This is a genomic window from Nocardia sp. NBC_00416, from assembly GCF_036032445.1.
In the GTDB taxonomy this organism is placed as follows: Bacteria; Actinomycetota; Actinomycetes; order Mycobacteriales; family Mycobacteriaceae; genus Nocardia.
In genome coordinates this window covers 5,211,062-5,231,810 of the sequence record NZ_CP107932.1, presented here as the reverse complement: position 1 = coordinate 5,231,810, position 20,749 = coordinate 5,211,062, and the positions used below count along the sequence as shown (strand labels likewise).

19 protein-coding genes are annotated in these 20,749 nt (G+C 65.4%); 13 read left to right on the top strand and 6 right to left on the bottom strand.

Going from position 1 to position 20,749, the window contains the following annotated elements; all coding sequences use genetic code 11:
• Positions 1-58: 58 nt before the first annotated feature.
• Both OG804_RS22490 and OG804_RS22485 read left to right on the top strand, forming a co-directional pair.
• Complete coding sequence (locus OG804_RS22490; RefSeq protein ID WP_328389595.1) at positions 59-532, top strand: DUF4190 domain-containing protein; 474 nt, start codon at positions 59-61, stop codon at positions 530-532.
• A 59-nt stretch (positions 533-591) separates the two neighbouring features.
• Positions 592-2,595, top strand: coding sequence for a M13 family metallopeptidase (locus OG804_RS22485; protein ID WP_328389593.1), 2,004 nt, complete (start codon positions 592-594; stop codon positions 2,593-2,595).
• A gap of 344 nt (positions 2,596-2,939) precedes the next feature.
• On the opposite strand, the gene OG804_RS22480 is transcribed toward OG804_RS22485, so the two are convergent.
• Positions 2,940-3,833 (bottom strand): L,D-transpeptidase, encoded by an 894-nt coding sequence (locus tag OG804_RS22480; RefSeq protein ID WP_328389591.1) that lies wholly within the window; start codon positions 3,831-3,833, stop codon positions 2,940-2,942.
• A 664-nt stretch (positions 3,834-4,497) separates the two neighbouring features.
• Here OG804_RS22480 and lppU point away from each other — a divergent pair.
• Positions 4,498-5,112, top strand: a complete 615-nt coding sequence (lppU, locus tag OG804_RS22475) for an LppU family putative lipoprotein (RefSeq protein WP_328389589.1) — start codon at positions 4,498-4,500, stop codon at positions 5,110-5,112.
• Positions 5,113-5,209: 97 nt separating this feature from the next.
• On the opposite strand, the gene OG804_RS22470 is transcribed toward lppU, so the two are convergent.
• On the bottom strand, positions 5,210-5,902 hold the full coding sequence (locus tag OG804_RS22470) for a serine protease (RefSeq protein ID WP_328389587.1): 693 nt from the start codon (positions 5,900-5,902) through the stop codon (positions 5,210-5,212).
• Positions 5,903-6,477: 575 nt separating this feature from the next.
• Here OG804_RS22470 and OG804_RS22465 point away from each other — a divergent pair.
• The 10 genes from OG804_RS22465 to OG804_RS22420 all read left to right on the top strand — a co-directional run bounded on the left by OG804_RS22465 (position 6,478) and on the right by OG804_RS22420 (position 16,935).
• On the top strand, positions 6,478-7,332 hold the full coding sequence (locus OG804_RS22465; RefSeq protein WP_328389585.1) for an MlaE family ABC transporter permease: 855 nt from the start codon (positions 6,478-6,480) through the stop codon (positions 7,330-7,332).
• A gap of 4 nt (positions 7,333-7,336) precedes the next feature.
• Entirely contained in the window at positions 7,337-8,200 is an 864-nt protein-coding gene (locus OG804_RS22460) for an ABC transporter permease (RefSeq protein WP_328389583.1), read from the top strand.
• Between the two features lie 3 nt (positions 8,201-8,203).
• Positions 8,204-9,754 (top strand): MlaD family protein, encoded by a 1,551-nt coding sequence (locus OG804_RS22455; protein WP_328389581.1) that lies wholly within the window; start codon positions 8,204-8,206, stop codon positions 9,752-9,754.
• The gene (locus OG804_RS22450) at positions 9,751-10,782 is read left to right on the top strand and encodes an MCE family protein (protein ID WP_328389579.1); all 1,032 of its coding nucleotides are present in this window, start codon (positions 9,751-9,753) and stop codon (positions 10,780-10,782) included. The genes OG804_RS22455 and OG804_RS22450 overlap by 4 nt, the downstream gene beginning before the upstream one ends.
• Positions 10,779-11,774 carry an MCE family protein gene (locus tag OG804_RS22445; RefSeq protein WP_328389577.1) on the top strand — a complete coding sequence of 332 codons (996 nt, stop codon included), beginning with the start codon at positions 10,779-10,781 and terminating at the stop codon, positions 11,772-11,774. Before OG804_RS22450 ends, OG804_RS22445 begins: the two co-directional genes overlap by 4 nt.
• Positions 11,771-12,865: an MCE family protein gene (locus OG804_RS22440; RefSeq protein WP_328389575.1), complete on the top strand. Its 1,095-nt coding sequence runs from the start codon at positions 11,771-11,773 to the stop codon at positions 12,863-12,865. The genes OG804_RS22445 and OG804_RS22440 overlap by 4 nt, the downstream gene beginning before the upstream one ends.
• Positions 12,862-13,956, top strand: coding sequence for an MCE family protein (locus tag OG804_RS22435; protein ID WP_328389573.1), 1,095 nt, complete (start codon positions 12,862-12,864; stop codon positions 13,954-13,956). Before OG804_RS22440 ends, OG804_RS22435 begins: the two co-directional genes overlap by 4 nt.
• Complete coding sequence (locus OG804_RS22430) at positions 13,956-15,119, top strand: MlaD family protein (RefSeq protein ID WP_328389571.1); 1,164 nt, start codon at positions 13,956-13,958, stop codon at positions 15,117-15,119. The genes OG804_RS22435 and OG804_RS22430 overlap by 1 nt, the downstream gene beginning before the upstream one ends.
• A gap of 183 nt (positions 15,120-15,302) precedes the next feature.
• Positions 15,303-16,265, top strand: coding sequence for a hypothetical protein (locus tag OG804_RS22425; protein ID WP_328389569.1), 963 nt, complete (start codon positions 15,303-15,305; stop codon positions 16,263-16,265).
• Between the two features lie 40 nt (positions 16,266-16,305).
• Positions 16,306-16,935 (top strand): hypothetical protein, encoded by a 630-nt coding sequence (locus tag OG804_RS22420; protein WP_328389567.1) that lies wholly within the window; start codon positions 16,306-16,308, stop codon positions 16,933-16,935.
• 118 nt (positions 16,936-17,053) lie between these two features.
• On the opposite strand, the gene OG804_RS22415 is transcribed toward OG804_RS22420, so the two are convergent.
• The 4 genes from OG804_RS22415 to OG804_RS22400 form a co-directional block, all read right to left on the bottom strand.
• Positions 17,054-17,623 (bottom strand): ribonuclease H family protein, encoded by a 570-nt coding sequence (locus tag OG804_RS22415; RefSeq protein WP_328389565.1) that lies wholly within the window; start codon positions 17,621-17,623, stop codon positions 17,054-17,056.
• 9 nt (positions 17,624-17,632) lie between these two features.
• Positions 17,633-18,103 (bottom strand): SRPBCC family protein, encoded by a 471-nt coding sequence (locus tag OG804_RS22410; protein ID WP_328389563.1) that lies wholly within the window; start codon positions 18,101-18,103, stop codon positions 17,633-17,635.
• Between the two features lie 363 nt (positions 18,104-18,466).
• Positions 18,467-19,270: a TIGR03084 family metal-binding protein gene (locus OG804_RS22405; protein ID WP_328389561.1), complete on the bottom strand. Its 804-nt coding sequence runs from the start codon at positions 19,268-19,270 to the stop codon at positions 18,467-18,469.
• A gap of 107 nt (positions 19,271-19,377) precedes the next feature.
• Positions 19,378-20,733: a hypothetical protein gene (locus OG804_RS22400; RefSeq protein ID WP_328389559.1), complete on the bottom strand. Its 1,356-nt coding sequence runs from the start codon at positions 20,731-20,733 to the stop codon at positions 19,378-19,380.
• Between the last annotated feature and the right edge of the window lie 16 nt (positions 20,734-20,749).

Genomic DNA, 20,749 nt, shown 5'->3' with positions numbered 1-20,749 from the left:
ACCGAGATCGCTCGAGCGATACCGACAGGTCGCGAGCAGCTCAGCTGAGGAGGAACGTATGTCCTACCCACCACCCGGTGGCTATCCCGCGCCGGGACCGTACCCGGGTCCCGGCGGACAGCCCGAGTACTGGCAGGAATCGCCGAAGCGCAAAGGTATGGCGATCGCCGCGCTGGTTCTCGGCATTCTCGGTGTATTGAGCTTCTGGACCATCGTCGGCGGCGTGCTGTTCGGGTTGCTCGCGGTGATCCTCGGTGTGATCGCGATGGTGAAGGTCAATCGCGGTACCGGCGGCGGCATGGTGATGGCGGTGATCGGCCTGATCCTGGGCGTGCTCGCCATCATCGGAGTGATCGTGGTCGGCATCGTCGGCTGGGGTATCTGGCAGGATTCGGGCGGCCGGGATTTCGTCGACTGCGTCAGCAACGCCGGGGGCGACCAGAGCGCCGTATCGCGCTGCGAAGACGAGTTCAACCAGCGGCTCGAGGACCAGTACGGGGTGACGATCGCTCCTCCGGAGCCGACGAACTGACACGGTGTGGTGGTCGCACAACCCGCCCGGTACAGCCGGGCACCGGCATACTGGATTGTGTGACTTCCGACCTGAGCAGCCTCTCCGGCATCGATCTGACCCATCTCGACCCGGCTGTCCGAGTGCAGGACGACCTGTTCACGCATGTCAACGGCGCATGGTTGGCCGGGTACGAGATCCCGCCCGACCGGGCGGTGGACGGCGCCTTCCGCAAGCTCTACGACCAGGCCGAGCTGGACGCCCAGGAGATCATCCGCAATGCCGCCGGGGAACCCGGCAGCGATGCCCGCAAGATCGCCGACCTCTACGCCTCGTTCATGGACACCGATTCCGTCGAGGCGGCCGGTTTGGGGCCGATCGTCGAGGAACTGTCGGCGCTCGCCCGGATCGCCGACCGCGGTGAATTCGCTGGACTGCTGGGCCGGCTGCAGCGCACCGGCGTATCGGGTGCGGTCGCGGTCTATGTGGACACCGATGACAAGAACTCCCAGCGGTACCTCGTCCACGCCACACAGTCCGGTATCGGGCTGCCCGACGAGTCCTACTACCGCTCCGAGGACTACGCCGAGGTGCGCGAGCGATATATCGCCCATATCGACCGGATTTTCGCGCTGGCCGCCGCGGACCCCCGGGTCGCGGAGCTGCTGCCCGCCGGTGCGGTGGGTTCGCGGGTTTTCGAGATCGAACGCGAACTCGCGGCGGGCCACTGGGACGTGGTACGCCGTCGTGACGCCGAATTGAGCTACAACCTCACCACTTTCGCCGAATTGCAGGCGACCGATCCGGAATTCGACTGGACCGCCTGGGCCGAGGGCCTCGCCGAGGGCGTCGCGGCGAGCGGTCCGGAAGTACTGGCGGAACTGGTGGTCCGGCAACCCGATTACCTGCGGACGTTCGCTCAGCTGTGGGCGACCGAACCACTCGAGGAATGGCGTCTGTGGGCGCAGTGGCGGGTACTGCGCTCCCGCGCCGCCTATCTCACCGACGCGGTGGTCGAGGAGAGCTTCGATTTCTACGGCCGTACGCTGACCGGCGCCCAGGAGAACCGGGAGCGCTGGAAGCGCGGCGTCTCGCTGGTGCAGGATCTGCTCGGCGAGGCCGTGGGCAAACTCTATGTCGCCGAGCACTTTCCGCCCGAGGCCAAGACCGCGATGGTGCGGCTGGTGGCGAATCTGCGCGAAGCCTACCGGCGCAATATCGCCGAATTGGAGTGGATGAGCCCGGCGACGCGGCAGGCCGCGCTCGCGAAACTGGACAAGTTCACCCCCAAGATCGGTTACCCGGACCGCTGGCGCGACTACTCCGCGATCTCGGTGGACCCGGCCGATCTGGTCGGAAACTACCGCCGCGGGTACGCCGTCGAACACGATCGCGATCTGGACAAGCTCGGCGGCCCGGTGGATCGTGACGAGTGGTTCATGACCCCGCAGACGGTGAACGCGTACTACAACCCGGGAATGAACGAGATCGTCTTCCCGGCCGCCATCCTGCAGCCGCCGTTCTTCGATATGAACGCCGACGACGCCGCCAACTACGGCGGTATCGGCGCGGTGATCGGGCACGAGATCGGGCACGGTTTCGACGATCAGGGCGCGAAGTACGACGGTGACGGCAATATGGTCGACTGGTGGACCGAAACCGATCGCGCCGAGTTCGGTAAGCGCACGCGGGCGCTGATCGACCAGTACGACGTGCTCTCTCCCACCGAGCTCCCGGACGAGCACACCGTGAACGGCGAGTTCACCATCGGCGAGAACATCGGCGATCTGGGCGGTCTGTCGATCGCGCTGCAGGCTTACCGGATCTCGCTCGACGGTCAGCAACCGCCGGTGATCGACGGTCTGACCGGGCTGCAGCGGGTGTTCTTCGGCTGGGCGCAGGTCTGGCGGACGAAGTCACGCCCGGAGGAGGCTGTCCGCCGGCTCGCGGTGGACCCGCACTCGCCGCCGGAGTTCCGCTGCAACGCCGTGGTGCGCAATATCGACGCGTTCCACGAGGCTTTCGAGCTGAAACCCGAGGATGCCCTGTATCTGGCTCCGGAACAGCGGGTCAAGATCTGGTGATCACGCCCCGCTGACGAAAACGGTGGCTGCCCGAAGCTTCGGGCAGCCACCGTTCTCAATTCTCGGTCGCACAGGTTCCGAAGTGGGCCGGCCCCCGAGTCCGCAGCGCGTTCGTGTGCAGACCCAGTCCAGAGGTTTCTGGAACCACTGGCCTATCCAAGCTGGTCGAGGCCCATCTCCGCTACCTGCCACCCCTCCGGACGGTCACCATCCCAAGGTCGGGGGCCGCCCCGGTTCTGGAGCGACAGAGCGAAGGAGCGCAGCGACTGAGCGCCGGAGTGAAGAACCGGGGTTGACAAGGGCCCCGACCCGCCCCGCCGAAGGCGGGGCAATAAACACAGCTCTTACACGCCGTTCCAGTCGCCGAGTCCGTCGCCGGCGTTCAGGGTGCCGCCCTGGGTGTTCTGGACGACCACCGCGTCACCCTTCTTCACGTTTTCGAAGAACCATTTGGCGTCCTCGGTGCTGACGTTCAGGCAGCCGTGGCTGGTGTTCGCGTAGCCCTGCGACCCCACCGACCACGGTGCGGCGTGTACGAAGATGCCGCTGTTGGAGATGCGCGTCGCGTATTCGACGTCGAGTTTGTAGCCCTCGGGATCGTCGATCGGCACACCGTAGGTCGAGGAGTCCATGACCATCTGCCGCTCCTTCTCGCCGACGATGTAGGTGCCGTTGGGCGTCTCGTGGTCGACCTTGCCCATCGAGGTCGGCATGGTGCGCACGACCTCGCCGTTGCGGGTCACGGTGATCATCTTGGTGTTGTCGTCCGCGGTGGCGATGAGGGCGTCGCCGACGTGGAAGGCGCTGCGGCTGCCGCCGGCCTCGACCACTACATCGCTCTGCGCCGGCCAGAACTCGGTGGGCCGCCAGCGCACCTGCTTATCGCTCCACCAGTAGAAGTGTCCGGGGACGTCGGTCGTCGCGGTGATCTTGATGGCGCGTTCGGCCGCGGCCCGATCCCCGACCGGCTCCTTGAAGTTGATGATGATCGGCTGCGCGACGCCGACCTCTTCGCCTTCGGAGGGGTTGATCGCCGGCGGCGCGAAGTTGGCCGCGGGCGGCCCGGGTTCGGTGACGCCGGCCGCCGACCCCGTGGGCAGTTCCGGCAGCGCGTAGGCGGGCGCGGTGGCCACCGTGGTGGCGGTGGCGATCGCGGCCGTCAACAGGACACCCTGCCGGAGCCGCCGCGTTGTCCGGCGACTGGTCGACAGCGACCCGGTGTTGTTGAAGACATGCATAAGAGTGTTCGTCCGTCCATTCGACTCTGGAGCGCACGGGGCCTGTGGGCCACCGGCGTCCTTCGGAGCACCCCGGCGAGTGTTCGCGGAGTATGTGGAGCGCCTCCACGGCTGCCGACGGTTGGTGAGCCTGTCCGGAGAAGGCATGTGCGCGCCGCCGGTCGTGGAGTTGTGGAGCGGTCCCGACGAGCTGTGGCGCATCACGGAAGCTCGTACCGATCGAACTGGTGCGCCTCCGCTCCGAGTTCCTTCGTACTGCCTTTACTAAGTCGTGACCAGCCCCGATTTCCGTTACATAGCCGTTATGCATGATTTGCGTCCCCCGCCACCCTCCTGTGATGTCGGCTCCGATTGCCCGGCGGACGCCACGTGTGCCGGGGTTTCCCGCCCCGCCTGCGGACTTGGCCGAGAGCCCGGCCGCCGACGTGTCCAAACCAATTGATGACATATGTCACGGACCTGCCGGGTGGGTCGGGCGCGATCCGGTGAGCCGCCGGGGAGGCCTCCCCGCGTCCGGGGCTATCGAGTCGACGCTCGCGCCGCCATGGTGTATTCATGGCGTGATATTTGCTGGCAAAGCTGTAGTGAGGTTCGGATTCGGGGCGGGGGAGAGTTCGGCGTCGCAGCGGGAGGACTGTGCGTGTCTGGATGGGCTTCATCTCGAATGACGATGGCGGTTGCCGGGGCCGCGGTAGCGGCCGGGCTGGTGGTCGCCGGCTGTAGTTCCACCATCGAAGGCCGGGCGCAGCCGGTGATGGAAACCGGGACGGTGAATGCGGTGGATGTGACCGGCTCCCCCGATACCAGCGAGAAATCGCCGACCACCACCTCCAGCGCGCCTACCACGACCACAACGGGTGGCGATGTCAGCTTCGACGCCGAGATCGGCGCGTGCGTGGCGCTCGGCGGCACCACCACCGACGCGAGCATCGAAGAGGCGTCCTGCGGTAGCAACGAGTCGAACTACAAGGTGATCGGCAAGGCCGAGCAGAGCACCCAGTGTGTGAGCGACGCCGACAACTACTACGCCGAGAGCCGCAACGGTATCGAGATGGGTGCGCTGTGCCTCGATATCGACTGGGTGATCGGCGGGTGTATGGATGTGGGCGGCGGGGCCACGGGCCCGGAGCGGATCGATTGCACCGCTACCTCGGCGGCGGACGGCGTGAAGGTCGTCGCGATCGAGGAGAACGCCGAGGATGTGAGCGCCTGCGGTTCGGGCAGCAGCGGGTATGTGTACCCGGAGCGCCGCTTCGTGGTGTGCGTCGAGGAGCTCTGAGGTCTGCTCCGGTTCTGCCGGGGGCGCGGCGGTACCTGTACGGATACGAAACGAGCGGGCCCTCGGGCCCGCTCGTTTCGTCTCTTCGTATACCGGCTCAGATGGGCAGATAGCCCGAACCGACGCCGCCCCGGCTGTTGATATCGCCCATGATGGTCGCCATATTGGTGCCCACCTCGGGGCCGAAGCAGGCGATCGCCAGGTAGGCGTTGACCATGCCGACCAGCGTCGACCCGACGACTACCGGTGCGCCGGAGTCGCCTTCCATCACACACATCTGCGACCAGGTCTCCATACTGCTCGCGAAGACATCGCCGTAGGCGATACCGCAGGTGTTGCCCGTGGTGCGGCCTTCTTTGCAGACGATCGCCGGGAACTGGGCCGGCCCGCCGACTCCGGTGATGCTGAGGTTGCCGACCCGGTTGACCGGGGTGACCCGGCCGGGATCGAACTCGAGGACCGCGTAGTCCAGGTCCTGGTTGGAGTAGACGAAACGGCCGAGCACTCCGGCGCCCGGGTCCTGTTCCGAATACACCTCGTGCCCAGGGGTTCCGCAGTGTCCCGCGGTGAGTCCGACCAGTCTGCCGGCTCCGTCACGTCCGATCGTGGTGAGCGTGCACTGAATCGCGTACTCGGACATGTGACCGGACTCAGAGGAGATGATGAGTCCTGACCCCCCACCGAGTACGGGCCGGCCGGGATCGGCGGCCGCCGTCCCTGTGCCGATCAGCGCCGTGCTGAGCGCGACGGCGAAGACGGCACTGGCCGCCTGGGCGAGTTTCCTGAACATATCCCTCCAGACCTTGAAGCCGCACGATATCAATGTGTGGCACCTCATCGTGGCAGCAAAGGCCCCGACGTGCGCCCCGAGTCGCCATTACTCGCGAGTTCCATTGCGTCACTGCGGAGTTCGGCTCTTCGGTCGTGCACTCGGCCGGGCGACTCCCGCCGACGGCGGACACCGCGCGAACTCCGGCCACGATAACCCTGGGAAGAATAGCCGAACGCTATAAATTGTGCCGGATTTGGGGGCGCGGGTCGAGTAACGGTCGAATCTCCACACCGCCGCGAAAGGGTTAATTTCAAGGAATACTCTCCGTTATTTAAGTGAACCACGATTCACCCTGGTTCCCGCCATCTACGGGGCTTTTAGTGCGGGTCAGCTGTATGTTCTTCCAGAATCGTGGAACTCTCATTGGGACACACACCAAGAAACCTGCGATAACCAGGTGGTCACGCCACGAAGTGGTGAACATCTATGACCGCGCTCACGCGTCTATGGTGTGTTCCGCACTACTACGTAGTAAGGTGCCTCAAGCAAACCAGCCGTCGGGGTAGGTAACCGACGTCGAGAGGGGTTAGTCAGTGCAGTCGACCAAGAGTCCACCAACAGGTTCCAGGTTGAGCGGAGCGGTCGAGTGGACGCGGGACTACTGGCGCGACCACCCCAGGCGTTCAGTGGAGACACTCGGCCGCCAGATGACCATGGCCGTCGAAGCGGTAACCGAACTCGTAGTCAGCATATTTCGCGGCCGGTTCCCGCTGAACGAGTTCATTCGGCAGTGTGCGTTCATGGCGAATGTGGCCGCGGCGCCGACTCTGCTGGTGGCCATCCCGATCGGCGTTATCGTATCCATCCAGGTGGGAGCCGTCGCCCAGCAGGTCGGCGCCACTTCTTTCATCGGTGCGGCCAACGGTCTCGGCATTATTCAACAGGGTGCACCGCTGGTCACCGTGCTGATGATCGCGGGCGCGGTCGGTTCGGCCATCTGCGCCGATCTCGGGTCTCGAACCATTCGCGAAGAAATCGACGCCATGAAAGTCATGGGCGTCGATCCGCTGCGCCGCCTGGTGGCGCCCCGACTCGGTGCCGCAATGCTGGTCAGCGTGCTGCTCTGCGGTTTCGTGGTCTTCGTCGGATTTCTGACCGGCTACATTTTCAATATTTTCGCCCAGGGCGGCACACCGGGTTCGTATATCTCGACTTTCGCGTCGTTTGCGGTAACGCTCGATCTGTTTGTCGCACTGTTGAAATCGCTGTTGTTCGGTCTGCTCGCGGCAATCATCGCCTGTGATACCGGATTGAACACTCGCGGTGGTCCGGGTGGTGTCGCCAACTCGGTGAATACCGCCGTTGTCATGTCCGCGGTGATGTTGTTCGGAGCTAATGTGATCTTCACCCAGGTATACAACACTTTGTTCCCCCCACAGGTGGTGTGAGCCGGTGTCCGCAACGTATGTGCCTCCGCTGCTCAAACCGCTTCAGCAGCTACGCAATGCAGCCGGCGCGCCGGTCGATCTGCTCGCCAGGCTCGGCCATCAGGTTTTCTTCTTCCTGCGTTCGGTCGGCTCCATGCCACTGGCCTTCAAGCAGTACCCGAAGGAAGTCTGGCGGCTGCTCTCCGATGTCACCTGGGGAAACGGCAATCTGATCGTCGGTGGCGGAACCATCGGCGTAGTCCTGATCCTGAGCGCTTTCGGCGGTATCACCGTGGCCATCCAGGGCCACACCTCGCTCGACCTGCTCGGCCTGAGTCCGATCACCGGTGCCATCTCGGCCTTCGCGACCACCCGTGAACTCGGCCCGCTACTCGCCGCCCTGGCCTTCGCCGCACAGTCGGGCTGTCGCTTCACCGCGCAGCTCGGCGCCATGCGCATCTCCGAGGAGATCGATGCGCTGGAGTCGGTGGCGATCCGCCCGCTGCCCTATCTGGTCAGCACCCGGATGATCGCCGCGATGATCACGATCCTGCCCCTGTACTGCCTGGGCCTGGCGATGGCCTATATCTCCTGCGCGCTGACGGTGCAGCTGATCGGCGGCACCGCCAGCGGGACCTATCAGCACTACTTCTATCAGTTCCTGATTCCGACGGACGTGCTGTATTCGCTGCTCAAGGCGATCGTCTTCGTCGCGATCACCACGTTCATCCAGTGCTACTACGGCTTCTTCGCCTCCGGTGGCCCCGAGGGTGTGGGTGTCGCGGCCGGGCGCGCGATCAAGATGTGCATCATCATCGTCGTTTTCGCGGACCTGTTCATGACCTTGGCCATCTGGGGTGTCAACCCCGGCATCCGGATCTCGGGGTAGGCAATGATCATCGATCCGAGTGGGCGCGGGCCCACGATGAAACAGCTGCTCATAGCGGGCGTCTGCGGCCTGGTCGTCTTCGCTGTGATTCTCGGGTTCCTCATGGCCCGCTACCAGGGCTACTTCGTGGCGAAGGTGAAGGTCGTCGCCGAGCTCACCACCACGGGCGACGGGCTTCCCGAAGAGGCGGACGTGAAGTTCCGCGGTGTGCTGGTCGGCGCGGTCAAGACCGTGTCCGTGGCCGCCAAAGGTGAAATACAGCAGGTGAACATCGAGCTGAAGCCCGAGTTCGCCGACGGCATCCCGGCCTCGGTCACCGCCCGGGTGGTGCCCAGCAACCTGTTCGCGGTCACCTCGGTGGAGTTGGTCTACAACGGGCCCAGCCAGGACCATCTCGACGAGGGTTCGGTCATCCAGGAGGACCGCAGCCTCGGCACCATCGCCCTGCAGGACACCCTGACCACGGTGCAGAACATCCTCGACGCCATCGATCCGATGCAGTTCGGCCGGGTGCTCGGCACCCTGTCCTACGCGCTCGACGGCAGCGGGCGGGTGCCCGGCTCGACCATCGAGCGGCTCGACCGGTGGCTCACCTCGGTGGACGGATCGATCCCGGATCTCGGCGTCTTCCTCGGCGACCTCTCGGGTTCGGTGCACGCGCTCAACGAGTCCGCGCCCGAACTGATGGACGTCCTGGCCTCGTCGGTGCAGACCGCGAGCACGATCGCCGACCGCCGCGAGGAACTGGTGAACCTGATCAGCGGCGCCAGCGGCACGGTCGACCAGGTGAACGATCTGTTCGCCCGTAACCCCGATGTCGGCAAAGAGCTCACCGTGGGTATGAATCAGACCTTCGGTGCGCTGGCCGCGAATCCGGCGTCGATCACCAACGCGATCAGCAACCTGAACGCATCGTCGCGCAAGCTGAACACGGTGTTCACCTGGGGTCCGCAACGGCAGATGGTGTGGAACGCGGGTGTCACGTTGACTCCGTTCAATCCCAACACCGTGGCCGACTGCCCACGTTACGGCGACCTGGCCGGTCCGAGTTGCGCCACCGCGCCCGCGGTCGCCGACCCCGGCTACCTCCCGGAACAGGTGAAACCGCGCCGGCTCCCGGCCGCCGACGGTCTGCCGGTGCTGCCGCCGATCCCCGGTCTGCCGGAGATCCCGGGGGTCACCACCCAGGCCGGGGCGCCCGCGCCGGTTCAGCCGCAGAACAACCCGTTCTCCGGTACGCCGTTGGAAGGGCTGTTCCCGCAGGGACTTCCGCAGATTCCGGGCCTGCCCGGCGCCCCCGCGCCGGGTCCGGCCGCGCAGCCCGGTGCGCAGCCGCAGAATCCGCCGGCCGAGCCGGGTGCGCCTGCCCCGGCCGCGGACAGCGGCACCGCCCCGGGTAACGGCACGGTGCCCGCGGCCGCGCCGATCAGCTACGAGGGCGACGCGGCGGTGGCAGCGCTGCTGGGCCGCAAGCCGAGCTCGATGGAGTACTTGATGCTGAGTTCGATTCTGGAAGGCGGAAACTTGCGAGTGACCGAGGAGGCCACCTCGTGAGGGGAGTTCGGAAACCGCTGATCGGGTTCGGCCTGTTCGCAATCGTCTCGGTGCTGGTCACCGTACTGGTGTGGAATACCCTGGCCCGCACGGTCGACGGTGGTACGAGATCGTATTCCGCGGTCTTCACCGATGTGCTGGGTCTACGCGAAGGCGACGACGTCCGGATGGCCGGTGTTCGGGTCGGCAAGGTCGAGAAGATCGACCTGACCGATGACCACAACGCCCAGGTCACCTTTATCGTCCAGGACGATCAGACCCTGTTCGGCAATACCAAGGCGCTCGTGCGCTACCAGAACTTGATCGGTCAGCGCTATGTCGCGCTGGCGCCGGGCTCCGGCGGGGATGCGTCCCAACTTCCGGAGGACGGCACCATCCCCGTCGACCGCACCGAGCCGTCTTTCGATATCTCGGCGCTGCTCAACGGATTCCAGCCGCTGTTCCAGGTGCTCGAACCCGAGCAGGTGAACCGGCTCTCGGAGACCTTCATCCTCGCCCTGCAGGGCGACCGGGTCTCGTTGAGCTCGTTCATCACCCAGGCCGCCACCATGGCCACCGATTTCCAGCGGCGCGACGCCATCCTCAGTGATGTGATCACCAACCTCAGCGGCGTGATGCAGGGTTTGGCCAAACGAGGGGACGAATTGGAGACGCTGATAACCCAGACCAGGGCGCTGATCGGCGGCCTGTACGAGCAGGGGCAGTCGCTGCTCGGCTCGACCGAGCAGATCGCCGGCGCCACCACCGCACTCGTGGGCATGGTGGGCAATATCCAGCCGAAGCTCGAGGCCGTTCAGAATTCGACACGTGACGCTTTGACCCTGTTCCTCGCCAATGGCGCCAAACTGGATCAGGCCGCGATCGACCTGCCGTCCATCCTCGCCGACGCGGGCCGCTTCACCTCCGAAGGCGCGTACGCGAACGCCTACATCTGCCGGCTCGATGTTTCGCTCTACGGCGTTCTCTTCCCGCGCGGGCTGTTCTCGCAGATCGGCGGAAACTCGCAATCGGCGGTGTGCCGTCCATGAGCAAAGTCAAGACCTGGTTCGACAACAACCGCTACTTCGGCCTCGGCATCATCGGCGTCATCCTCGTGGGCATACTGCTGGTGGTATCGACCGGATGGCGCAACCTCGGCATCGGTGAACAGTCCGTCAAAGCCGAATTCGTACAGTCCGCCGGTATCACCGTCGGCGACAAGGTCGATGTCGCCGGTGTGCCGGTGGGCCGGGTGGCCGGCGCCGAACTGGAGGGCGATCACGTCCTGCTCACCCTCCAGATCAAGAACGGCGTGAAGCTCGGACCCGACGCGCGGGCCTCCATCAAGATGGCGACCCTGCTCGGCGCCCGTTACGTGGATCTGGATCCCGGTGACGGTTCGGGCCTGCCCGACGACCGGATCCCGAAGAACAACACCGCGGTTCCCTATGACCTGGCCGATGTGGTCCAGAAGGGCACCCCGGAGTTCCAGGAACTCGATCCCGGCAAGCTCGCCGAATCGCTGAACCTGTTCAACGAACAGCTCAACGGTTCACCGGAGCTGGTCGTCCAGTCGCTGGACAGCATCGGCGCGCTGGCCAAGGTGATCGACAACCGCAAGAGCGATGTGGAGCAGCTGCTCAACGACCTCGACCGGGTGACCACCATCCTGGCCGACAACCGCAACAGTGCGCTGCTGATCATCACCCAGGGTGAGGCCATCGCGTCGCGGGTGGTGGAACGCCAGCAACTGCTGCGAACCCTGCTCGACAACGTGGCCACGCTGACCGCCCAGCTGCAGGCCATCGGCGCGCAGAACAACAACCAGTTCAGCAACACGCTGGACCAGTTGAACACCATGGCGTCGGGTCTGCAGAAGAACAAGGACAACCTGGATCGGCTGCTGTCGATCATGCCGCCGTCGGTGCGCTATCTCGCCAACGCCTGGGGTAACGGCAACTACGCCGAGGTCGGTATTCCGTGGCTCTTCCCGGACAACTGGTTGTGCTTCGCCCAAGTCGCCGAAGGGTGCCAGGGATGATCAAGAACAAGGTGAAGAAGGCCGCCGAGGCGCTGGTCGTCGGGGTATCGGCGCTGGCGCTCGGTAGCTGCTCGATGGTGAACAGTGTGGTCGGGGGCGGCGATATCGAGATCACCGCCGATTTCGAGAACATCGCCGGCATGTTCGAGGGCAATCCGATCACCGTGCTCGGACTCGAGGTCGGCAAGGTCGACAAGATCGTGCCGCACGGTGATCTGGTCGAGGTCCATATGACCATCGACGGTGGTGTGGAGATCCCGAAGGACGCCATGGCCGTGGTGGTCTCGCCCTCCATCGTCACCGACCGCCATATCGAGATGACCCCGCGTTATGTCGAGGGCGACAAGTTGAAGGACGGCGACCATCTGCCGTTGGAACGCACCGATGTCCCGGTCGAACTGGACACGATGCTCAAGACGATCGATAAATTCGCCGACGCGCTGAAACCCCAGGAAGGACAGGAGGGCATCGGCCCGCTGTCGGGCCGGGTGCTCTACCCGATGCTCAACGGCCAGGGCGCGAAGATGCGTGACACCCTCAACGCGCTCTCCGGCGCGCTGAAACTCGGTGTCGACAACAAGGACCACATCTCCAACATCATCATCAAGCTCAACGAGCTGACCACGATGCTGGCCGAGAACGATCAGTCGGTCCGGGATTTCAGCAACCAGGCCACCCAGATGACCACCATGCTGGCCGAACAGGCTCCCGGTCTGCAGGCCACGCTCCAGCAGCTCTACGACTTCCTGAACAACACGAGTTCGATCTTCGCCACGCATCAGGATCAGCTGGTGGACACGCTGACCCGGATGAACTCGGTGATCGACCAGCTGCGGCAGAACGCGCACGGCGTGACCGAGGTCGTCGATGTCGCGCCGATGTTGCTGCAGAACATCCACCGGTCGATGAACTACGAACAGGGCTACGTCCGGCTGCACGCGCTGATCGGCACGAACCTCGCCAACGGTGAAATCGTCAGCCTGTTCTGCGAACGGATACAGATGAAGTCCGACGGCTGCCGGACCGGCCGGCCCGAAGATTTCGGACCGGACTTCGGACTCACCGCCGCACTGCTGGGACTGACGAAATGATGCGAACGATCCGACGCGCCCGCCGCGCCATGGCCGCTCTCGCGGCGGCCGGCACCGTGGTGCTGGCTTCGGGATGCGGCCTGACAGTGGAGGACATGCCGCTGCCGAAACCCGGTACCAGCGGTGAGACCTTCACACTGCAAGCGGTGTTCGAGAACGCGCTGAACCTGCCCGATCAGGCGAAGGTGAAGGTCGGCGGTTCCGATGTCGGCGTGGTCACCAATATCGAGACCAAGAATTTCCAGGCCTTCGTCGATATGCAGATCCGCAAGGATATCGAGCTGCCGGTCGGCACCACGGCCGAACTCCGCCAGGCCACGCCGCTCGGCGATGTGTTCATCGCGGTCACCAAACCGCAGACCGAGCCGGGAACGCAACTGCTCGAGGACGGCGATTCGCTGCCGATCGACAAGACCTCGGCCGGCGCGACGGTGGAGGAACTGCTGCTGTCGGTATCGCTGATGTTCAACGGCGGTGGAATCGCGCACCTGACCAGGCTGGGCACGGAACTGGATTCGATCGTCGGCGGCCGCAGCGATCAGCTGGTGCACCTGGTCAACGAGATCACCGGTGTGGTGTCGAGTATCAATGCCAATTCCGCGCAGATCGACAGTGTTCTCGGTGAATTCAATGTACTGGCCGACACGCTGGACGCTCGGCGCGCCGAGTTGGGCCAGGTCGCCGACACTCTGCCGGATATGATCGGCGCGGTCGCGGAGAACAACCGGGCGCTCGGTGATCTGCTGAGCAAGATCTCCACCACCAGCGCGGCGCTCGGCGATTACGCCAACACCACCGGCGGGGATCTGGCCGGAACGCTCGACAGTCTCAACAGCCTGATGGCGGCTCTTGCGGCCACCGGCGACAATTTCGGCGCGTTGATGGATGCCCTGCACGATCTGAAGGCCCCGGTGAACGCCACCTTCCGCGGTAGCAGCCTGGCCGCCCAGGTGAACGTCACCAACCTCGATATCGCGATGCTGACCGCACCCGGGACCAGCCACTTCTACGATGTGCGCGATCTACAGGACTTCGCGGGCAGCCTGATCCAGATCCTCCAGGTCGTCCAGTACCGTGTTGGAGGCCAGTGATGTTGTCCAAGAACAAGATCCTGTTGTCGAATGTCGGACTGGTCCTGGCCCTCCTGATCGGCGGAACGTATCTGCTGGTCAACGTCATGCGGGTCAACCCGCTGCGCAGTACCTACACGGTCGTGGTGAACCTCGACCGGTCCGGCGGTCTGCAGCCCGGCAACGATGTCACATTGCGCGGGTACCGGGTGGGCGAGGTGAGCAACCTCGAGCTCGTCGATGACGGCGCCGGGATCCAGGCGAAGGCCGAGATCGATTCCCGGTACGACATTCCGGTGGACACCAAGGTCGCGGTGCAGGCACTGTCCGGGGCCGGTGAGCAGTACATCGATTTCCGGCCGGCCACCGATCAGGGTCCGTACTTGAGCGACGGTTCGGAGATCACCTTCGATCCGGAGCGGGTGAGCACCCCCGTGCCGGTGTCGTCGGTGCTGGAGAACTCCAGCGATCTGATCGCCCAGGTGAATCCGGAACATTTCTCGGTGATCCTGAACGAACTCGATATCGCCCTCAGCGGCGGGCCCGACCAGCTGCGTTCGCTGATCGAAGGAGTCAGCCTGGTCACCGCGGGTATGGACTCGCTGCTGCCGCAGACGACGAACCTGATCGCGAACCTGCGCACCATCGCGGGCACCACCGCACAGGCGCAACCGGATCTGGGCACGTTGACCGACAATTCGCGGGTTCTCTTCGATCAGTTCAACAAGGCGAACGCCGAACTGATCAAGGTGCTCGACCAGGCGCCGGGACAGTTCGCCAGCGTGACCGCCACGCTGGACACCACCAGTGATCCGATCACCGCGCTGGCCGGCAATTTCCTCGCCCTCACCCGGGCGGCCCAGCTGCGCACGCCCGCACTGGCGGCGCTGTTCCCCGCGCTCGAGCTCGGCGGTGCGGCGCTCGGAGTGCCCGCGCACGACAACGAGTTCCACACCATTCTGGATATCTGGTTCCGGCCCTACTGCCAGTACCAGTCCACGCCGGTGAAAACCCAGGTGGTCCAGGACGGAACGCTGCCGATGTGGAACTACTGCGATAGTCCCGGACCGGGCCAGCAGATCCGTGGCGCCGTCAACGCGCCGCGGCCGAACATCCCGGACAACGGGGCGACCATCCCACCGGGAGTGGATCCGAACGAACGTACACTGCCGCCCGTGCGGTAACAGGACCGGTCGTCCGGCGCCGGGTGCGACGGTGCATACTCTCGCAGAGATGCCCGCCACACCCGGCGGTCGGTTTCTACCGGTAGATTACGGCGCGATTCCAGCCGCGCCGGAAAGGTGTGAACAGTACTGATGTCCTCAGAAAAACCCGTCTCCGACCCCTCGGAGCCGGAAGGCACTGGTGTGCCAGCGGACGCCGCGGCTGAGCACACCACCTCCGGTAGCGAGAAATCCGAAGCTGTGACGAGCAGCGACGAAGCCGAGAACAACGCTGAGAACGAGGCCGACGCCGCTACGCCGGGAGCTGCCGACCCGGCGGCCACCGCGGAGGCCGGTACGGCCACGGACTCGGATTCTGCCCCGAAAACCACGGAATCGGTGGTAGCGGGCGCAGCGCCCGCCGCCGACGATGCGACCGTCACGATCGGCAAGGCGTCTGCCGCCGATGAGGATGAAGCGAGTACGGCGGAGGCTGAAACCGCGAAGGCGGACTCCGGCGACACGGTCGCAGTGAGTAAACCGGCTGCGCCGCGCGACGACTCCGAGAAGGCCGTCGACTCCGCGAAGAAGGCCGACGACTCCGCGAAGAAGGACGACGCCGGGAACAAGCCGGCGGACGCTGCCGATTCCGCGCAGCCCGGCGGTCGGCGTTTTCCGTTGCCGGCCTTGATCGGAGCGGCGGTACTGCTGGTCGCGGCGCTCGTCGCGGTCGGCGTGTTCTTCTTCCTCGCCGGGAACAAGCAGGACGAACTGGACCGCCGCGCCGCGGCCACCAAGGCCGCCTGCGATTTCGGGAACAATTTCGCCACCTACACCGGCGACAAGGCCGACGACTATCTGCAACGCCTGGATCAGTCCTCGACCGGTGACTGGAAGAAGTTGGTGTCGCAGATCGGTCCGGATCTGAAGGCTCGTTTCGCCGAATCGAAGGTCACCTCCTCCGCCAGCGCGGTGCAGTGCGGCTACGAATCCGGGTCCGGCGACGACGCGCGGGTGGTGCTGGTCATCGACCAGCAGTTCACCACGGCCGATGTGCCGCAGCAGCAGGGGCCGGGCCAGGTCAAGGTAGCGGCGAATGTATCCATGAAGAAGGTCGACGGCACCTGGCTGGTCGCCGATTTCGATACGCCGATGATGCAGCAGTAGTTGCAGCCGCGAGACGAAACAGAAGTTAGGACTCGAAGCTATGGCTGAGAACGAGACCTCGCCGGCACCGGACACCGACGGAAAGTCCGGTCTGCTGCCGGTGGCGGCTGCCTTCGTGGCGGGTGTGGTGCTGGTGGCGCTGGTCGCCGCGGGAGTGGTGTATTTCCGCGCATTCCAGCAGAACCGGGGCGAACTGGCCGCGCAGGATCAATCCACGCGAGCGGCGTGCGATTTCGCCCGATCCACCAATACCTACGACTACCAGGGCGACCTGGACGGTTTCCTGCGCGCGATGAAGGACGGCGCCACCGATAACGTGGTGTCCTCGCTGGAGCAGAACTGGGATGTGCTGCGCCAGCTGCTCACCGAATCGAAGGTGAAATCCTGGGTCGACGACGCGACCTGTGGTTTCCAGTCCGGTGACGAGAAGACCGCCAAGGTGCTGGTCAATATCGGTCTCATGAAGACGAACTCGGTCACTCCCGAGCCGAAGCGGCAGGACATCGCGGTGACCGCCAGCCTGGAGAAGGACGGCGACCGCTGGATCGTGAACCAGTGGGAACTGGCCATGCTGGCGGGTGTGGGCGGCGGCGGACAGCCCGCGCCCGGCGGCCCCGCACCGGCGGCTCCCGACGGCGGGCAGCCGGCGGCTCCGGCTCCCGGAAACTGAGCCCGGGCGCCTCCGGCGGTGGGTCGAGCCACCACCGCCGGAGGCTATTCGGGTGGTATCGAATTATGAGTACTACGGCGACAACAGCGCGGGCGCTCGCATCCCGGCCGGGCCGGGGTCAGAACAGGTGGAGCGCCTGCGCTGTTGTCGCGTAGTCGGCGGCCGGTACGGCCGTCTGTTCCGCAGCCTTCCCTGCTGCCGCGGAGGTTTCGGGGGATCGAGCGGCGCCGGCCAGCGCCCGGCTCGGCGGGGCCGCCATGGCCGCGGCCTTGCGAGCGGCGGCGCCGGCCAGCGCATCGGCCTGCTCGTTGAAGTAGTTGCCGACATGGCCGCGTACCCAGCGGAATCGGACCGGTCCGGGCCGGCCGGCGATGGCCTGGTCGATATCCCGGATGAGTTCGACATTCTTCACCGCGGCGCCGGTGGAGGTGCGCCATCCGTTGTTGCGCCAGTTGGGCAGCCATTCCGACGCGCACTTGATCGCGTACAGCGAATCGCTTTCGATCAGCAGCGGATCCGAACCGGGGTGGGCCCGGACCGCTTCCAGCACGGCACGTAGTTCGGCGATCTGATTGGTTCCCGATGCCTCGCCGCCGCTCTCCGCGCCACCCGCGTGGTCCACCCATGCCCAACCGATCGCTCCGCCGGGATTGCGCAGGCACGATCCGTCGGTACTCACGATGATCATGGCAGTACCCTACGCAAGTCGGCCGACAAGATCGGTACCGTGCAGTTCCTCGATGGCCCTGCGCAATCGAGACTCGGTGCGGCGCAGCATATTGCGCAGTAGCGCGTCGCGTGGGCGGTCGCGCAGCTCGGCCGCGAAGCCTTGTGCGCCGGGGTAATCGAGTTCGGAGGTCAGGACGGACCGGCCGCGGCCGAGGGGGTCGAAACGCAGGGTCAGGCGGGCGGTGACCGGCCCGCTGAGCAGGTAGCCGAGGACCGCGTCCTGGCGATGCTCGGCGATCTCGCAGTGGAGGACGGGTCGCCAGGGGCCGAGCCGGTAGCTGATCCCGTACCGTGCGCCCACGCCGCGCTCCGGATCGCCACGCCGGGTGATCGTGTCCGCTCCCGCCATCCAATGCGGGATGGACAGGGGATCGTCCGCATAGGCGAAGGCAACGGTGATCGGCGCCGTTACGTCGCTCGCGTATTTGATGAAGCCCACGGGCCCTCCCTCCATGGCTGCCCGACAAAAGTACTATAACTTTCCGGTTTATTTCAGGCAGTTGCGGATTCGATAGCCGTTGGACACCACTTGTGATGTACCGCCGAATCGTTGAGCGAGCGTATCAGAGCAGGTAGACGCGTGGCGGCCGATGATCACCCGGCTGAACGCTCGAGACGAGGGTCACAGGACGGTGAATGATCTTGAAGCCCAGCCGATCCGCGAGCAGGGCAGGTTTCGTGGACCCCGCCCGGGGTACCTATCACCAGCCGGCGGGTGTCGTACTCGACTGCCGTGAGCACGCATCCGGCCAACGTCGTCCGGCTGTCGCGGAAACCTGGTGTGATGCTCGCCGGCCCCGGATCAGCCCGCTCGGCCCGGCTTCCGTCCGGCGCCCGGCGGCCCGGCGAATGCCTGCGCGATGTTCAGCCACTGTGCCGCGCTCTCGCCTGTCGCGCGCAGTGTCAGATCGTCGGGATGTCGGCGCTGGGTGACGAGCAGGCAGAAGTCGAGGACCGGACCGGTGACCTGTTCGGACGCGTCGGCGGGACCCCAGGTCCACAGCTCGCCGGACGGGGCGCGCAATTCCACCCGGAACTCCTCGCCGGGTACGGGCAGTCCTCGGACGGTATAGGCGAAATCTCTGGTCCGTACGCCGATATGGGCTATCGAGCGCAACCGGTCGGTCGGCACGCGGTGTACCCCGAGCGCGTCGGCGACATCCTGGCCGTGGGCCCAGGTCTCCATGAGCCGGGCGGTGGCCATCGAGCCCGGGCGCATGGGCGGGCCGAACCAGGGCACCTTCGCGTCGCCGGGGACGGCGCGCAGCGTGTCGGCGAGTTCGGTCCGGCCGTGACGCCAGCGGCGCAGCAGCTCCGGGGCCGGTGCGCCGGCGGCTTCGGCCGCCGCCTCGTCGACGAAGGTGGTCACCCTGGGCGCGGCCTCGGTCAGCAGATCGGCGAAGGTGGTCCCGCCGGTACGGGCGTCGGCGGCGGCCAGTGTGGCGACCTCGTCGGTCCAGGTGAGATGGCCGATCTGGTGGGCGATGGTCCAGCCTTCGGCGGGGGTGGGCCGGGTCCAGTCCTGTGGCGGCAGGTCGGCGACCAGGGCCTCCAGGTCGGCGCTCTCGGCGGCGAGGTCGCGTAGGAACGCGTCCAGATCGGCCATCGGTTTCCTCGTCTTCGTCGCTTACGCCCGCGGTGCGCGTTCAGCATTGCAGCGCGAGGTGAGAAATACAAGCACGCCTGCTTGTATTCTGCCGGTCCGGCGAACGACTACCAGCCGAAGACCAGCAGGTGGGTCGCGCCGACCAGCAGCCCGAGAGCCGCTCCGTGCAGATAGAGCAACCAGGCGTCCTGTTCGATGGACGCGTAGAACATCTCCATGAACTCGCCGGGCGTGAGTTGCTGCAATTTGCGGGCCGCGAACTCGTCGATGTTCTCGGCCTGCTCCCGGATGAAGTCCGCGTCCTCGACCAGCGACGGCGCCAATCCGACGGCCGCCCCGGCCGCGCCGACCTTCAAATTGTCGAACTGGCGCCGGCCGAAGGCTGCCCGCACCACGGAGGTGGTCCGGCCGAGTTGCCGGTGGATCTCGTCGGAGATGAGCTGTTCCAGCAGCAGCCGGGTCTTGTCGCCGTTGGGTCCGTTGAGCAGCTCGTCGGACAGGTTCGGCAACGTCAGCACCTGATAGGCGAGAATATGCGCCAGATCGGTGGCCGCCTGGGGTTGCCGTTTCGCCAGCAGGGCCTGTTTCCAGAGGTACTTGTACCGCGGCTGCGGATCGCCGGGGGTGAACACCACCCGTACGGCGATAATGTTCACCACCACGCCGATGAGGGCCGACGCGAGCAGCACGATCACCCAGGACGGCACCCAGCCCCAGACCGGGATATCCGGGTGGATGTGCAGGTAGAGGGCCAGCAGCAGCCCGAACGGGGCGCCCAGCAGCCCGATCCGCACCATGAACTTCAGTTCCGGGGCGGCGATGGTGGTGGTGAGGTCCTTCAGGATCTGCGGATTGTCCTGCAGGTACCGGATGACGAAACCCTTGACGTCGATGAGCTGATCCACATTGTCGCCGAGTGAGGTGAACGCCTTACCGCACAGGTCCGGCATCTCCCGCTCGACCCGCTGGTAGATGAGCTGGCGCATGGCCCGGGGCAGTGTCTGCCACAGGTCCGGGTTCTCCCGGTTCATCACCTCGTCCACAATGCTCTTCACCTGTTTGCCGGCGAGGGCGGCGACGTAATCGGAGATACCGTCGAGATCGAGTTCGTGGATGAAATCCTTGGGACTGCCGATCCGCATCAATGCCTTGTCGACACAGATGCTGGCCATTTTCTCCGCGCGCGCCGGGATGAAACCCTGAAAACCGAGACGTGACCCGTCTTCGGAAAATGTCGGCAGTACCTGGACCCGGCGCGGGAGATAGGGATACAGCACGTCGAGACCGGGAATGCGGATTCCGCGGAACAACAGCGGCCAGAAGAGCATCACCACGCCGGTCCAGTTGGTGAGCCAACCGGCCGCCGCGCTGAATATCGGAAAGCTGATCAGGTCGACGACGAATTTGCTCTGACCGGTGAGTTCTTCCCAATTGATCAACACTCCGGACGAGAGTGTGATCATCGCGCGCTCCCCCTCG